Annotated in this window: 13 protein-coding genes and 1 tRNA gene; 5 read left to right on the top strand and 9 right to left on the bottom strand. The window is 72.6% G+C overall.

Annotated elements, in window-relative coordinates; genetic code table 11:
• Positions 1-150: 150 nt before the first annotated feature.
• Entirely contained in the window at positions 151-1,200 is a 1,050-nt protein-coding gene (locus tag B6R96_RS27925) for an LLM class F420-dependent oxidoreductase (RefSeq protein WP_030388701.1), read from the bottom strand.
• Between the two features lie 100 nt (positions 1,201-1,300).
• Between B6R96_RS27925 and B6R96_RS27920 the strand changes: the two genes are divergently transcribed.
• Entirely contained in the window at positions 1,301-2,284 is a 984-nt protein-coding gene (locus B6R96_RS27920; RefSeq protein WP_081523974.1) for an aldo/keto reductase, read from the top strand.
• Positions 2,281-4,512, top strand: a complete 2,232-nt coding sequence (locus B6R96_RS27915; protein ID WP_081523973.1) for an ATP-binding domain-containing protein — start codon at positions 2,281-2,283, stop codon at positions 4,510-4,512. Before B6R96_RS27920 ends, B6R96_RS27915 begins: the two co-directional genes overlap by 4 nt.
• A 63-nt stretch (positions 4,513-4,575) precedes the next feature.
• On the opposite strand, the gene B6R96_RS27910 is transcribed toward B6R96_RS27915, so the two are convergent.
• Complete coding sequence (locus tag B6R96_RS27910; protein ID WP_030388704.1) at positions 4,576-5,232, bottom strand: hypothetical protein; 657 nt, start codon at positions 5,230-5,232, stop codon at positions 4,576-4,578.
• A 47-nt stretch (positions 5,233-5,279) separates the two neighbouring features.
• Between B6R96_RS27910 and B6R96_RS27905 the strand changes: the two genes are divergently transcribed.
• Positions 5,280-5,468 (top strand): DUF5703 family protein, encoded by a 189-nt coding sequence (locus tag B6R96_RS27905; RefSeq protein WP_030388705.1) that lies wholly within the window; start codon positions 5,280-5,282, stop codon positions 5,466-5,468.
• Positions 5,469-5,507: 39 nt separating this feature from the next.
• On the opposite strand, the gene B6R96_RS38705 is transcribed toward B6R96_RS27905, so the two are convergent.
• The 3 genes from B6R96_RS38705 to B6R96_RS27890 all read right to left on the bottom strand — a co-directional run bounded on the left by B6R96_RS38705 (position 5,508) and on the right by B6R96_RS27890 (position 8,180).
• Positions 5,508-6,329: a chaplin gene (locus tag B6R96_RS38705; RefSeq protein ID WP_107475596.1), complete on the bottom strand. Its 822-nt coding sequence runs from the start codon at positions 6,327-6,329 to the stop codon at positions 5,508-5,510.
• A 162-nt stretch (positions 6,330-6,491) separates the two neighbouring features.
• Positions 6,492-6,725 (bottom strand): chaplin ChpH, encoded by a 234-nt coding sequence (gene chpH / locus B6R96_RS27895; RefSeq protein ID WP_030388706.1) that lies wholly within the window; start codon positions 6,723-6,725, stop codon positions 6,492-6,494.
• A 129-nt stretch (positions 6,726-6,854) separates the two neighbouring features.
• Positions 6,855-8,180 carry a M20/M25/M40 family metallo-hydrolase gene (locus B6R96_RS27890; protein WP_030388707.1) on the bottom strand — a complete coding sequence of 442 codons (1,326 nt, stop codon included), beginning with the start codon at positions 8,178-8,180 and terminating at the stop codon, positions 6,855-6,857.
• A gap of 167 nt (positions 8,181-8,347) precedes the next feature.
• Between B6R96_RS27890 and B6R96_RS27885 the strand changes: the two genes are divergently transcribed.
• A tRNA-Leu gene (locus B6R96_RS27885) sits at positions 8,348-8,435 on the top strand.
• A gap of 92 nt (positions 8,436-8,527) precedes the next feature.
• Here the strand turns inward: B6R96_RS27885 and sigJ are convergent.
• Positions 8,528-9,472, bottom strand: a complete 945-nt coding sequence (sigJ, locus tag B6R96_RS27880; protein ID WP_081523972.1) for an RNA polymerase sigma factor SigJ — start codon at positions 9,470-9,472, stop codon at positions 8,528-8,530.
• 100 nt (positions 9,473-9,572) lie between these two features.
• Here sigJ and B6R96_RS27875 point away from each other — a divergent pair, with 100 nt between their 5' ends.
• On the top strand, positions 9,573-9,956 hold the full coding sequence (locus B6R96_RS27875; protein WP_030388709.1) for a hypothetical protein: 384 nt from the start codon (positions 9,573-9,575) through the stop codon (positions 9,954-9,956).
• Positions 9,957-9,996: 40 nt separating this feature from the next.
• On the opposite strand, the gene B6R96_RS27870 is transcribed toward B6R96_RS27875, so the two are convergent.
• The 3 genes from B6R96_RS27870 to B6R96_RS27860 all read right to left on the bottom strand — a co-directional run bounded on the left by B6R96_RS27870 (position 9,997) and on the right by B6R96_RS27860 (position 14,022).
• On the bottom strand, positions 9,997-11,409 hold the full coding sequence (locus B6R96_RS27870; RefSeq protein ID WP_159396374.1) for a hypothetical protein: 1,413 nt from the start codon (positions 11,407-11,409) through the stop codon (positions 9,997-9,999).
• A gap of 85 nt (positions 11,410-11,494) precedes the next feature.
• Positions 11,495-12,439 carry a phosphotransferase gene (locus B6R96_RS27865; protein ID WP_081523971.1) on the bottom strand — a complete coding sequence of 315 codons (945 nt, stop codon included), beginning with the start codon at positions 12,437-12,439 and terminating at the stop codon, positions 11,495-11,497.
• A 143-nt stretch (positions 12,440-12,582) separates the two neighbouring features.
• The gene (locus tag B6R96_RS27860; protein WP_081525295.1) at positions 12,583-14,022 is read right to left on the bottom strand and encodes an amino acid permease; all 1,440 of its coding nucleotides are present in this window, start codon (positions 14,020-14,022) and stop codon (positions 12,583-12,585) included.
• Positions 14,023-14,064: the final 42 nt, after the last annotated feature.

Below are 14,064 nucleotides of genomic sequence, written 5' to 3'. Positions count from 1 at the left end.
GTTCGGCCGCATCGCGTAACCCGGCGGGCGTCCACGGCGTTGTTCGCTGTGTCGGCCGTGGCGGGGAAGACCCCCCGAGCCCCCACCACGGCCGCAGAAGCGTGGACCGGCGCGGGACCGGCGCGGACACCACCGCGCCGGCCTCCCCGATCAGGCGAGGCCCGCGAGCTCCATGGCCTCGGTGCCGGCGCGCAGGGCGGCGATCCGCTCGTCCAGTGTGAAGCCGGCCGGGGCCAGCGTGAGGGTGGTGACCCCGGCCTCCGCGTAGGCCCGCATGCCGTCCGCGATCCGGGCGACCGGGCCGAGCAGCGTGGTCGAGTCGATCAGCGAGTGCGGGACCGCCTCGGCCGCGCCGTTCTTGTCGCCCGCCAGGTACTTGTCCTGGATCTCGGCGGCTTCCTTCTCGTAACCCATGCGCTGCGCCAGCTGGTTGTAGAAGTTCTGCTTCCGGCTGCCCATGCCGCCCACGTACAGGGCGGTGTAGGGGCGGAACATGTCCGCGAGCGCGTTCACGTCCTCGCCCAGGGCCAGCGGCACGGTCGGGCAGACGTCGAAGCCCTCCATGGTCAGCCCGGCCTTCTCGCGGCCCGCCCGGATGTGGGTGAGCGCGGTGGCTTCCAGGTGCTCGGCGGCCGGGAAGATCAGCAGGGCGCCGTCGGCGATCTCGCCGGTCTGCTCCAGGTTCTTCGGCCCGATGGCGGCGATGTAGAGCGGGATGTGCTCGCGCTCGGGGTGCACGGTCAGCTTGATCGGCTTGCCCGGGCCGCCCGGCAGCGGCAGGGTCCAGTGCTCGCCGTCGTAGGAGAGCCGCTCGCGGGTCATGGCCTTGCGGACGATCTCCACGTACTCGCGGGTGCGGGCGAGCGGCTTGTCGAACTTGACGCCGTACCAGCCCTCGGAGACCTGCGGGCCGGAGACGCCGAGGCCGAGCCGGAAGCGGCCCTTGGTGAGCGAGTCGAGGGTGGCCGCCGTCATGGCGGTCATCGCGGGCTGGCGGGCCGGGATCTGCATGATCGCCGAGCCGACGTCGATGCGCTCGGTCTGGGCGGCGACCCAGGCGAGCACGGTCGGGGCGTCGGAGCCGTAGGCCTCGGCGGCCCAGCAGACGTCGTAACCCAGGCGGTCGGCCTCCTGGGCGACGGCGAGGTTGTCGGCGTCCATGCCCGCGCCCCAGTAACCAAGATTGATGCCGAGCCGCATGTGTCGTCCCCTTACCGGTTTACCGATCAGTAACGTTGGTGTGCGGGGACTGTAGCGCGCCAGGGTCCTTCGCGTCAGCGCCCCAGTAGTCTCAGCGCTCATGGAGCAGAGGCATCTCGGCCGCACCGGACTGCGCGTCTCCCGGATCGGCCTCGGCACCCTCACCTGGGGCCGCGACACCGGCGAGGAAGCCGCCGCCGAGCAGGTGAAGACCTTCTGGGAGGCGGGCGGCACACTCGTCGACACCGCCGACGTGTACGCCGGCGGGGAGGCGGAGTACCTCCTCGGACGGCTCGTCGGCGGACTCGTGCCGCGCCGGGACCTGGTGATCGCGACCAAGGCGGGCAGCGTGCCGGACCCGGACCGGCGGTTCGACGGCTCGCGCGGGCACCTGCTCGCGGCCCTGGACGCCTCGCTGGAGCGGCTGGGCACCGACTACGTCGACCTGTGGCAGGTGCACGCCTTCGATCCGGCGACCCCGCTGGAGGAGACCCTCCAGGCCCTGGACCTGGCGGTGAGCAGCGGCCGGGCCCGGTACGCGGGGCTGGCCGGCTTCTGCGGCTGGCAGCTCGCGAAGGCGGCGACCTGGCAGCTCGCGGCCCCCGGGGTGCGCACCCGGATCGCCTCGACGCAGATGGAGTACTCGCTGCTCCAGCGCGGGGTGGAACGGGAGGTGCTGCCGGCCGCGCTGGACCTCGGGATCGGCCTGCTGCCCTCCTCGCCGCTGGGGCGCGGGGTGCTGACGGGCAAGTACCGGGACGGCACCCCGGCGGACTCCCGGGGCGCGTCGGAGTCGCTGGCCGCGCTCGTGGACCCGTACCTCGACGAGGCCGCGGGGCGGATCGTGGACGCGGTGGTGACGGCGGCGCAGGGGCTGGCGGTGACCCCGCTCCAGGTCGCCCTGGCGTGGATCCGGGACCGGCCGGGGGTGGTGGCGCCGATCGTCGGCGCGCGGACGTCCGGGCAGCTCGCGGCGGCACTGTCGGTGGAGGCCCTTAGTCTTCCGGAGGAGATCTGCCGGGCGCTGGACGATGTTTCGGTTCCGGTGCACCGCTACCCCGATCAGGACTGGAGCACGCTGTGAGTACGGACCCTCAGGCCGACACCGCTGCCGCGGAGGACCCGGCCGCCCCGGAGGCCGACCCGTCAGCAGCCGCGGAAGCCTCGCCCGAACCTGAGCCCGCGGCCGCGGCCGTGACCGAGGCTGAAGCCGAGCCTGAAGCCGGGCCCGGGCCGGACGCGGACCCGGCCGCCGGGAGCGGGGACGGAGCCGCCGCGGACTCTGCCGCCGAAGGCGGGGACGGGGACACCGCCGAGCCGGCCGCCGAGGCCCCGGCGGCGCCCGCGCTCTCCGAGGCCCAGGCCGAGTTGGCGGCGCAGAAGATCGAGCGGGAGCGCATCGCCCGGCGCAAGGCCGAGCGGGAGGCGCCCGTCGAGGCCGGGGCGAAGCTCAGCGGGACGGCCGCCGACCTGCTGGCCGCCGTAAGGGCCGTGGAGAGCGGCGCGAAGCCCTCCGCCGTGTACTTCGACGAGGCCCCGGCCGCGCCGCGCAGGGCGCCCGCACCCGCCGCTGCCGCTCCCCCGGCCCCCCGCCCCGCCGCCACCCCGGCAGCGGCAGCCGCGCCCTCCGCCGATGCCGTCGAGGGCGTACGGGCCGTGCTGGCCCGCGGTGGCGCACCCGAGGCCCTGGCCGGCCCCGCCGCGGCGGCCCTGGGCGAGGACGCCGCCGAGCAGCTCACCGAGAACCCCTGGCGACTGCTGTCGGTCCCGGCCGTGCTGCCGGCCCAGGCCGACGGCTTCGCCCGGGCCCTGCTGGGCCCCGAGGCCGGTCCCGGGGACGAGCGCCGCACCACCGCTGTGGTGGGCTGGCTGCTGGCCCGGGCCGGGCTGAAGGGGCACACCGCTCTGGAGGCTCCGGTACTGGAGAAGGCGCTGGCCCAGTACGGCGTACCGGACCCCGCCGAAGCGCTGGAACAGGCCGTCGCCGAGGGCTCGGTGCTCGTCTTCCACGAGCCGCTGGGGCCGCCCGTCGACGAGGGCTCGGAGGACGCGGAGCAGCCGGTACGGGTGCTGGTGGGCCTGGAGGGCGCCGCCATGGCCGAGGAGAGCCTGGCCGACGGCCTGGCCCGGCTGGCCGCCGGTACGTTCGACGACGCGGCGCAGTGGGAGCGGGCGGCGGGGGCCGCGCCGAGCCCCTCGGCCGCCGAGCTGATCCGCACGGTCGCCGGGCACGGCCTGGTCACCCACACCGGCGGCGAGGCCGCCCGCGCCGAGCCGTTCGCCCTGGCCGCGGCGGCCCGGGAACTGGGCCTGCGCGTCTGCCTGGCCGGGCACGCCCCGGGCGGTCCGGACGCGGTGACCGTGGCGGAGCTGCTGTCCGGGGCCGAGGGGCCCGGGCGGGACGCCGACGGGCAGTTCGCGCTGGACCTGCTGGTGGTGCTGGACGCGCCGCAGCTGGACGTGGAGAGCGCGGCCGCGCTGGTGGAGTCCGTACCGGACGGGGCCCGGCTGGTGCTCTCCGGGGACCCCGGTGTGCTCGGATCCGCCGGGGCCGGGCGGGTGTTCGCCGATGTGCTGGCGGCCCGTACCTGCCCGCAGCTGGTCTCCCGCACCCCCGACCCGGGCCCCCTCGGCGAGCTCGTCTCGGGGGTCGGGATCGGGGAGCTGAACCAGGTCGAGGCCCCCGGCAAGGAGGTCGTCATCGTCCCCGTGCAGGACGCCGGGGAGGCCGTGCACCGGACGGTGCAACTGGTGGCCGAGTCGGTGCCGCGGGCCTTCGGGATCCCGGCGGACGGGGTGCAGGTGATCACCCCGGGCCACGGCGGTGCGTCGGGGACCCGCGCGCTGAACGCGGCCCTGAAGGAGCGGTTGAACCCCGGCCCGGGCCGGTTCGGCGGCTTCGACCCGGGCGACCGGGTCGTCCACGTGCCGTCCGCCGGGCGGGCCCTGCCGGCCCGGGTGGTGTCGGCCGACGCCGAGGGCCTGCACCTGGACCGTGCGGGCGCGCGGATCGTCGTACCGAAGGAGCTGGTGGAGTCCCAGGTGCGGCACGGCTGGGCGGTGACGGCGCATCAGGCCGTCGGTGCGCGCTGGCCGGCGGTGGTCGTCGTACTGCCGGGTGACGCGGCGCAGGCCCTGTCGCGGGACTGGGTCTACACGGCGTTCGGCCGCGCCGAGCGGCACCTGTCCGTGGTGCACGGCGTCGACCAGGCGCTGCCGCGCGCGGTGGCCGAGGTACCGGCGAAGCCGCGTACGACCCGGCTGACGGGGCTGCTGACGGCCCTGGCGACGGCGGGCGCGCAGCCGGAGTGAGCCGGCCGTGGCCCCCGCCCTCGGAGGGCGGGGGCCACGGTGGCGAGCGGCGGTCAGGCCGGGTCAGGCCGGGGTCAGGCCCGGCGTCGCGGCCTCCTCCTCGTCCTCGTCGAACTCGTCGTGCTCCTCGTCGAAGACGGAGCTGACGTCGAACCGGTGCAGTACGTCCTGCGGATCGATGTGCCCGAAGGGCGAACCCAGCCACTCCCCCGGTTCCGCCACCTCCTCCGAGGCGGCGATCCAGAGGGTGGAGTCCCCCTCCTCCAGCCCGAAGTCCTTGTAACGGGAGGCGATCTCGTCGGGCTCGTACTCCCCGAAGAGCACGCCCAGCGCCTCCGCGCTGCCGCCGTCGTTCACGAATTCGGCGTCCCGGTCGTGCGCGGCGACGCGCTCGGCCTGGGCGACCAGCCGGGCCGGTTCGACGACGGCGTAGTCGCGGCGGATGAGCACGCTGAAGGCGGCGGGCTCGGCGGGGCCGGTGTACGGCACGCCGTCCTCGGGCGTGGGGATCTCGAAGGGGGTGACCTCGTCGTAGCGGTCGTAGAGGAGTTCGTCGTACACCTCGGACGCGGCGGCGAGTTCGTTGAACGCGGCGTAGACGTCGGGATCCTCGTCCCCGATCCTGCGCTCGACCGCGGCGAGGTGACGGTCGAGCGCGGCCTTGACCGCCTCGGCGGCGGCGCGTACCTCGGCAACAGTGGGAAGAGCGGCATCAGACATAGAGCAGACGCTATCCGTAGCAGGCCTCTGCCCGCACAATAGATGCGATGCCGGAATACGAATTTGTCGACGTGTACGTGCCCCGCGGTGTCCCTCGCAGCGAGGCGACCCGCCTGTTGACCGACCATGCCGAGTACGGGAACTGGGAGCTCGACCGCCTGAGCCTGTACCGGGACGGCAGTCGCCGTGTGCGACTGCGCCGCCGGATCATCCGCCAGGTCCGCGCGACCTGGTGACGCGGGTCCCGGGGGCGGGACCCGCGTCGTGAAGGCCCGTCAGGCGGCGTTGCGGGCGCGCCGGTAGAGCACGGTGCCGGCCAGCAGCAGGCCGCCCGCGAGCGGGAGCCCGGCGGTGAGGACGTCACCGGACCCGGTGGCGGCGAGCCCGCCCGCCTGCCCGGGGTTGCCGTTCCCGGCACCCGGCCCGGGGTGCGTGACCGGGGTGCCGGAACCGGTACCGGGGTGGGTGGGCGTACCAGGGGTGCCCGGGTTACCGGGGTTGCCAGGGTTGCCGGGGTTACCGGGGTTGCCGGGGTTCCCCGGGTTGCCGGGGTTGCCGGGGTTGCCGGGGTTCCCCGGGTTAGCAGGGTTGCCGGGGTTCCCAGGATTGCCGGGGTTCCCCGGGTTGCCGGGGTTCCCCGGGTTCCCAGGATTGCCGGGGTTCCCCGGGTTCCCAGGGTTGCCGGGGTTGCCCGGGTTCCCAGGATTGCCGGGGTTACCCGGGTTCCCGGGGTTGCCCGGGTGGTCGTCGCACGGTTCGTCGCCGCCGCCCGGGTGGCCGGGGTGCCCGGGGTGACCCGGGTGGTTCGGCTTCGGCGGCTTCGGCGGCTTCGGCTTGCTGTGGCCCGATCCATTGGCGCAGTGGTTCCCGAAGGCCGGATTGAGGCCTCCCACCACCGTCACCGTGTTCCCGCAGGCGTTCACCGGTACGTCCACGGGCGCCTGCAGGTTGTTCCCGGACAGCAGGCCCGGAGAGTTCGCGGCGTGCCCCGAGGCGCCGGAGTCCGCGTGTGCGTAGCCCCCGCCCAGCGCGAGAACACCCCCCGCGGCAGCCATGGTGATCAGGGTCTTCCTGGTGACCTGTGCCGGTCGTCGCATCTGTACTCGTCCCCTGGTGTGTGCGTTTCGGCCATCGTTCGATGGCCCGGCCGTCCGGGCTCCCCCGCCCGGTACGCCGAAAGTGAGAGGGAAATCCGGGCCGGAAAGCCCGGTGGCCCCGGAGCGCTGGGATGCGCTCCGGGGCCCAAGACTTCAAACGCGTCAGGCGTTGACGCAGGTGTTGCCGAAGGCCGGGTTCAGCAGGCCGATGACGGAGATCGTGTTACCGCACACGTTCACGGGAACGTGGACGGGAACCTGCAGCACGTTGCCGGACAGGACACCGGGCGAGCCGATGGCCGCACCCTGCGCCGCCGCATCGGCGTGGGCCAGGCCCGCACCCGCGAGAACCAGGCCACCAGTGGCAGCCGCAGCGGCGACAACCTTCTTGATCATTGTTCCTCCTAGTTGGCAATGCGGTCCCAGCCGCGGACCGCAACACCTGTAACGAGGAGGGATCACCGGGGCTACGAGCGTATGAGTGCATTCACTCTTCTCAGTGGAATGCGCACACCTTCCCGAATTTCAGGCGTTGTCGATGAATCGGTCGAGCACCCGCACGCCGAACTTCAGTCCGTCGACCGGCACCCGCTCGTCCACGCCGTGGAACATCCCGGCGAAGTCCAGCTCCGGCGGCAGCTGCAGCGGCGCGAAGCCGAAGCAGCGGATCCCGAGGTCGTCGAAGGACTTGGCGTCCGTACCGCCCGAGAGCATGTACGGGACCGCCCGCGCGATCGGGTCCTCCGCCTTCAGGGCGCCCTGCATGGCGTCCACCAGCCGGCCGTCGAAGTCCGTCTCCAGCGCCTTGTCCCCGTGCACGTCCTCCCGCTTCACGCGCGGGCCGAGGATGCGGTCGAGGTCGGCGAAGAACTCGTCCTCGTAGCCCGGCAGGAAGCGGCCGTCGACGTGGGCCGTCGCCTGGCCGGGGATGACGTTGACCTTGTAGCCGGCGCCGAGCATCGTCGGGGCGGCCGAGTTGCGCAGGGTCGCGCCGACCATCTTGGCGATGCCGCCGAGCTTGGCGAGGGTCGCGTCCATGTTGTCCGGGTCCAGGGGGGTCCCGAGCGCGTCCGAGAGCTCGTCCAGGAAGCTGCGCACCGTCTTGGTCACGCGGACCGGCCACTGGTGGCGGCCGAGCCTGCCGACGGCCTCGCACAGCTCCGTGATGGCGTTGTCGCTGTTGGTCATGGATCCGTGGCCCGCGGTGCCCTCCACCGTGAGGCGCATCCAGTGCATGCCCTTCTGGGCGGTCTCCACGAGGTAGAGCCGCAGGTTCTCGTTCACCGTGAAGGAGAAGCCGCCGACCTCGCCGATGGCCTCGGTGACGCCCTCGAACAGGCCGGGGTGCTTGTCCACGAGGTGGCGGGCCCCGTAGATGCCGCCCGCCTCCTCGTCGGCGAGGAAGGCCAGCACGATGTCGCGCGGGGGCTTGCGGCCGCTGCGCATCCGGTCGCGCACGACGGCCAGCGTCATCGCGTCCATGTCCTTCATGTCGACGGCGCCGCGGCCCCACAGGCAGCCGTCGGCGATCTCGCCCGCGAAGGGGTCGTAGGTCCAGTCGGCGGCGTTGGCCGGAACCACGTCGGTGTGCCCGTGGATCAGCAGGGCCGGCCGCGAGGGGTCCTCGCCCTCGATGCGCGCCACGGTCGAGGCGCGCCCCTTGTGCGATTCGAAGATCTGCGGCTCCAGCCCGACCTCGGCGAGCTTCTCGGCGACCCATTCCGCCGCCTTGCGCTCCCCGGGGCCCGAGTGGTCTCCGTAATTGCTGGTGTCGATCCGGATGAGGTCCCGGCAGAGGTCGACTACCTCGTCCTCGCCGGAGACGGTCCTGCCCGCGCTCGACTCGCTCACGCTGCTTCCTCCCACTGATCAGTACCGGACGTCCCCATCCTCCCGCTCCGGACCGCTCTCCCCAAGGGCGATCCCCGGTCGTCCGGGGGTGTGATCGAGGACCCCGGAATGTTTGGTAATGTTTTCCACGTCGGAACGGCCCGCGAGGGACGCGAGACAGACACCTTGTCCGGGTGGCGGAATGGCAGACGCGCTAGCTTGAGGTGCTAGTGCCCTTTATCGGGCGTGGGGGTTCAAGTCCCCCCTCGGACACCATGGTCCAAGGACCTGAAAGAGCCGGTCAGAACGACGCAAAGTCGTTCTGACCGGCTCTTTCGTCATGTGCTGCCGGTGGAGCACGGCGCGGGTCAGCTCCGGCCGGTCTTCGCCCACGGGCGGAGCTTCTCCGGGTTGCGGACCGCCCAGATCCGGGTGACGCGGGCGTCGGTGAGCTCGAACGCCGCCACCGTCACGGTGGCTCCGGTGTGCTGGGCGACCAGGCCGGGCCGGCCGTTGACCGAGCGCTCCAGGAGCGTCAGCCCGGGGGCCCTGTCGGCGATGCCGATCAGGTACTGGGCGATGCGCTCGGCGCCCTCGACCGGGCGCAGGGCGGCGCCGACCAGTCCGCCGCCGTCGGCGATCATGGCGGCGTCGGGGGCGAGCAGGCCGACCAGGGCCTTGATGTCCCGGGCCTCCCACGCCTCCTTGAACTCCCGCACCAGACCGGCCTGTCCGGCGGTCGCGGCCGCCGGGACCTGCGCGGCCCGCACGCGTCGGCGGGCCGAGGTCGCCAGCTGCCGGCAGGCGGCCGGGGTCCGGCCGACGATCTCGGCGATCTCGGCGAAGGGGTACCGGAAGACGTCGTGCAGGACGAAGGCGACGCGTTCGGCGGGGGTCATCGACTCCAGGACGACGAGGAAGGCCATGTTCACCGACTCGTCCAGGGTGACCCGGTCGGCGGGATCGGTGACATCGGCCGGCCGGCCGGTCCACTCCGTGCGGTCGGGCAGCGGCTCGGGGACCCATTCGCCCACGTAGCGCTCGCGCCGGGCCCGAGCCGAGCCGAGCAGGTCCAGGCAGATGCGGCCGGCCACCGTCGTCAGCCAGGCGCCCGGCGACTCGATGGCCTCCTGCCGCTGCTTGGGCATCGCGTACCAGCGCGCGTAGGTCTCCTGTACGGCGTCCTCGGCCTCGGCCAGCGAACCGAGCAGCCGGTAGGCGAGGTTGGTGAGGTGCCCGCGCTCGCCGACGATCACGCTCACGTCGGACCGGGACCGGCCACCCCCCGGGATGGACGACGTACTCGTGCTCACGACCGCTCCCCCCGGCCCGCCTCACATTCGGCAGGGCCACGTCGTCGAACTACCGAGACCTTATCGATCTACGCCGCGAGGCAGAAGAGGGGGCCGCACCATGGCCACACTGACGACGGAGAAGCCGCGCACCGCCACGTTCGTGCAGATCTCGGTCGGTGCGCAGACCGTTGCCCTGTTCTTCCAGGCGGTCACCGCCGGGCTGCTGCTGTCCTCGTCCCACGGCGAGCTGCTGCACGGCATCGGAGCGCGCGTGATGTACGGGGCGTCGATGCTGTACGTGCTCGCCGCGATCCTGGCCTGGCGCCCGGGCGGCGGATCGCCCCGGCCGATCCTGTACGCGTCGGGGTTCCTCGTACTGGCCTCGGTACAGGTGATCCTGGGCATAGCCCGCGTCCCGTCGGTCCACGTCCCGCTCGGCGTCCTGATGTTCGCCCTGAGCCTCCTGGCCCTCTACCGAGCCCCGTCCCCCCGCCGGTCCTGACACAGCGCGGTCCTGCGGGGCACGGAGGCCGACGAGGACGTCACGATCCTCGTCGGCGCAGGGGCTCGGTGGGTGGGGCGTCCGCCCGTTCGATGCTCGGCGGGTCGCGCGGCTCCGGGAGGCGGGTGGGGCGGCCGTCCAGGAGGGCCGTGCCGAGTTCGCTCGCGAGCAGCCGGTGCGTACCGTGCCAGGTCGGGGCCTGCACCGAATGGCTGCGGCGCAGCGCCGCCCTGTCGAAGGCCTGGAGGGCGGCGTACAGCAGGAAGCCGAAGACGAGGACGACGGCGATCAGGGCGTACACCGGGGCGTAGGCGAGGTCGAACATCGAGCGCCGCTCGTCGACCTCGGCGGCGTTGATGCCGAAGAAGGCGAAGAGCAGGCCCAGGGTCGCCGTCACGGTCGTGACGAAGGTGACGGCGACGACGGTCCGCACCCGGCGCCGGTCCGCCGCCCTCAGCTCGGCGGACTCGACCGACGTCAGCTCGGCGGCTGTGGCGTTGCCCAGGCGCTGGAGTGTCTGGCTGACTGCGGCGGCACGGTCGGTGAGGCCCATGGCTTCGTACAGTGCGGCATGGTAGGACGTCGGCCTCAGGGACGGAATCAGGGTCGCGAGGTCTGCGGGGATCTCGACGCTGTATCCGAGCTCCAGCTCCAGGTGCCCCTGCGCCATCGTGATGCGTTCGAGGAGGGTGCGCCGTTCGTGCGGCCGGGTGTTCGCGTCCGTGCGGGCCCGGAAGCGGCGTGCGTACGATTCGGCCAGCACCCGAATCTCGCGCAGTCGGGCGGCCGAGGCGACGGCTTGGACGGCCGAGAGGAACGCGGCGTTCTCCACGTAGTCCTGGTGGCCGGTCAACAGGCTGACGTAGGGGCCGAGGACGCCGGATGTGGTCGGTCGGCGGTTGAGTTCGTCCGGTGTGCACAGCGCATTGAGTCCGGGACGCGTCGGCAGGTCGGCCCGGTAGATGATCCGCTGCGCTTCGTCCGGGGAGGGCACGTCGGCGGCCGTGGGTGAGGCGCGGAAGACGAGCTGGTGCCGCTCGGGCAGCAGCCCGGAGGGGGAGGTGCCGATTCTGGAGGCGGCCAGCTCCTCCACCCCCGCACCGCCGAAGGTGATGTCGGCGTAGTAGAGGTCCTCCAGCAGCGGGATGCACCGGAGCAGCGGTGCGGCGAGGTCGAGTGTCAGCGCCAGGAGGATCTGCCCGGACGGCGCCGTGAACTGCCACAGGGTTGCCACGGTCGGTGGCGGCTCTCCGGCCGCGCTCCACCGGCGGGCCGTGAAGAGGGACGTGTCCAGGCCCTCGCGGTGCAGGATGCGCGGGAGCTGGTCCGCGTGGCGGTCGTAGGCGCTCGCGAGCCGTCCCAGGTTCAGCTGGGCGGAGGGGCTCAGTGAGGCGGCCTCGTCGTCGCCGCCGTTCGCGGTGTCGGGGGCGTAGGTCCATGATGTGGCGTACACCGTGGTCAGGCGGGTGCCCAGACGTGAGACATACGGATCGAAGGGTGCGGCGACCGGGGCGGGCGGGACGGGCGCGGCACGGTCGTCAGAGGGCGTGCCACCGGGCGGCATGGTCCCCCTTCCGCAGCGAGTCCATGCGGACGGCGAACTCGTGCGCTGCGGCCGGCGAGTGCGGGACGTTCTGCATCAGCCAGGTCGTCATGCCGAGTTCGCGCACGGTGCGCAGGATGCGGTAGCCGTGCTGCTGGGTGACGTCCGCCCCGTACACCGCACAGAACTCCTTGTACTCGGCGGGCGCGAGGCCGAAGCGGTCTGCGGCGGTGGCGGTGGGCAGCAGGTCCCAGCTGCGCGGGCCGAGCGCCACGGCCTCGTAGTCGATGAGCAGGACGCGGTCGCCTCGGCTCAGGAGGTTGCCCCGGTGGGCGTCTCCGTGCACGAGCCCGATGGCGGGGTCTGCGGCGACGAGGTCCTTGAACGCTCCTTCGCCGGCATCGCAGGCTGCCGCGAGGAACGCCAGGTCCTTCTCGGGGACCGCCGCGTCGGTGCGGTCGGAGCTGCCGGCGCCGGCCTCTCGTAACCGGTCCCGCATGAGGGGGAAGGGGTTGAGCACCGGAACCGGGAAATCGGGGGCGGGCAGTGCGTGCAGGTCGCGCAGCAGCACGGCCAGGTCGGTGAGGAGCGGCTCACGCGGAGAGCGCGGCACGTACTGCCAGAAAGTGACCAGACGGCCTGCGGCGGACACGGGCTGCCGGAACTCGTCACGGGGCGGCAGGCCCGGGAAGCCCTGCGCCACGAGCCAGCGCGCCGTGGCGAGCTCCTTCTCCACCTTGGCGGTGAGGCCGTCTGACCGTGCGACGCGGTACACGAGACCCTGCGCCGGACTCGCGAAGAGGGCGTTCTCGCCGAGTCTCAGCAGCTCAAGGTCGTGGGGCTGTGGTGCGCCTGCGAGGCGCACGGCCTCCAGCACCGCGCGCGCGGCGGAGGATTCGGTGAACGGGTCCTGACCTGAGGGAAGTTGAGATCGACTCATAGCCGGATCAGCTTCACCAGCCCGCGAGGGGGTGTCAAGGGGCACACGGAGCGCGACGGGACCCGGGTGTGCGCGGGTGGGACGAGCACAGGGGCTCCCGCGCCGGGTGCCGGCGCGGGAGCCCCTGTGGGACGGGGGGTGGGTCAGTGGTGGGTGGCGGCTATGGCTGCTACGCGGGCGCGGACCAGGAACCAGCCGCCGACCAGGGCGGCGGCGATGGCCGGGAGGAACATGACCGTGGTGCGGCCGACTCCGCCGTCGCACCACATCAGGATCAGCACTGTGACGAGGAAGCAGAGGGTCACGATCTGGGTGTACGGGGCCCAGGGCAGGCGGTAGGCGGGGCGTTCGACCAGGCCGTCCTGCGCGCGGCGCCAGAAGAACAGCGAGCAGATCATGACCATCGCCCAGGTGCCGAGGATGCCGATGGAGGCGAGGTTGAGGACGATCTCGAAGGCTTCGCCGGGCATCCAGTAGTTCAGGCCGACGCCCGCGACGCCGAAGGCGGCGGTGAACAGGACGCCGCCGTAGGGGACCTTGCCCTTGTTCATGACGCCGGTGAACTTCGGGGCCGAGCCGGACAGGGACATCGAGCGCAGGATGCGGCCGGTGGAGTAGAGGCCGGAGTTCAGGCTGGAGAGGGCGGCCGTCAGGACGACGAGGTTCATGATGCCGGCGGCGCCGGGGACGCCGAGCTTGTCGAAGACCGTGACGAAGGGACTCTGGTCCGAGCTGTACGCCGTGTAGGGCAGGAGGAGGGCGAGGAGGACGACCGAGCCGACGTAGAAGAGGCCCACGCGCCACATGATCGAGTTGATGGCCTTCGGCATGATCTTCTCGGGGTTCTCGGTCTCACCGGCGGCGACGCCGCAGAGCTCGACGGAGGCGTACGCGAAGACCACGCCCTGGATCACCAGGAGCATCGGCAGGACGCCGGAGGGGAAGAGGCCGCCGTTGTCGGTGATGTTGCCGAGGCCCGGGGTGCTGCCGCCGATGTCGTGGCTGGTGGCGACGAGCCAGATGCCGACGATCAGGAAGACGACGAGCGCGGCGACCTTCACGAGGGAGAACCAGAACTCCATCTCGCCGAAGTACTTCACCGAGATCAGGTTGGCGGTGAGCACGATGGCGAGGGCGATGAAGGCGAGGACCCACTGGGGGACGTCCGTGAACAGCGACCAGAAGTGGGCGTAGGTCGCGGCGGCCGTGATGTCGGCGACGGTGGTCGTGGACCAGTTCAGGAAGTACAGCCAGCCGGCCGTGTAGGCGCCCTTCTCCCCCATGAACTCGCGCGCGTACGAGACGAAGGCGCCGGAGGAGGGGCGGTACAGGACGAGCTCGCCGAGGGCCCGCACGACGAAGAAGGCGAAGACTCCGCACACCGCGTACGCGATCGCGAGCGAGGGGCCCGCGCCGGCCAGGCGGCCGCCTGCGCCGAGGAACAGGCCGGTGCCTATCGCCCCGCCGATCGCGATCATGTTGATGTGGCGGGACTTGAGGTCCTTGCTGTAGCCCTCGTCGCCGGCGTCGACATGGCGGGTCGGCGCCGGGGCGGGGGCCTCGGTCAAGGTGCGGTCACTCAGGTCACTCATGTAGGACTTCGCCTTCGTGGGTGGGACAAGGCC

The sequence above is a fragment of the Streptomyces sp. Sge12 genome, from assembly GCF_002080455.1.
GTDB lineage: Bacteria > Actinomycetota > Actinomycetes > Streptomycetales > Streptomycetaceae > Streptomyces.
This window is presented reverse-complemented; position numbering and strand designations above follow the sequence as displayed.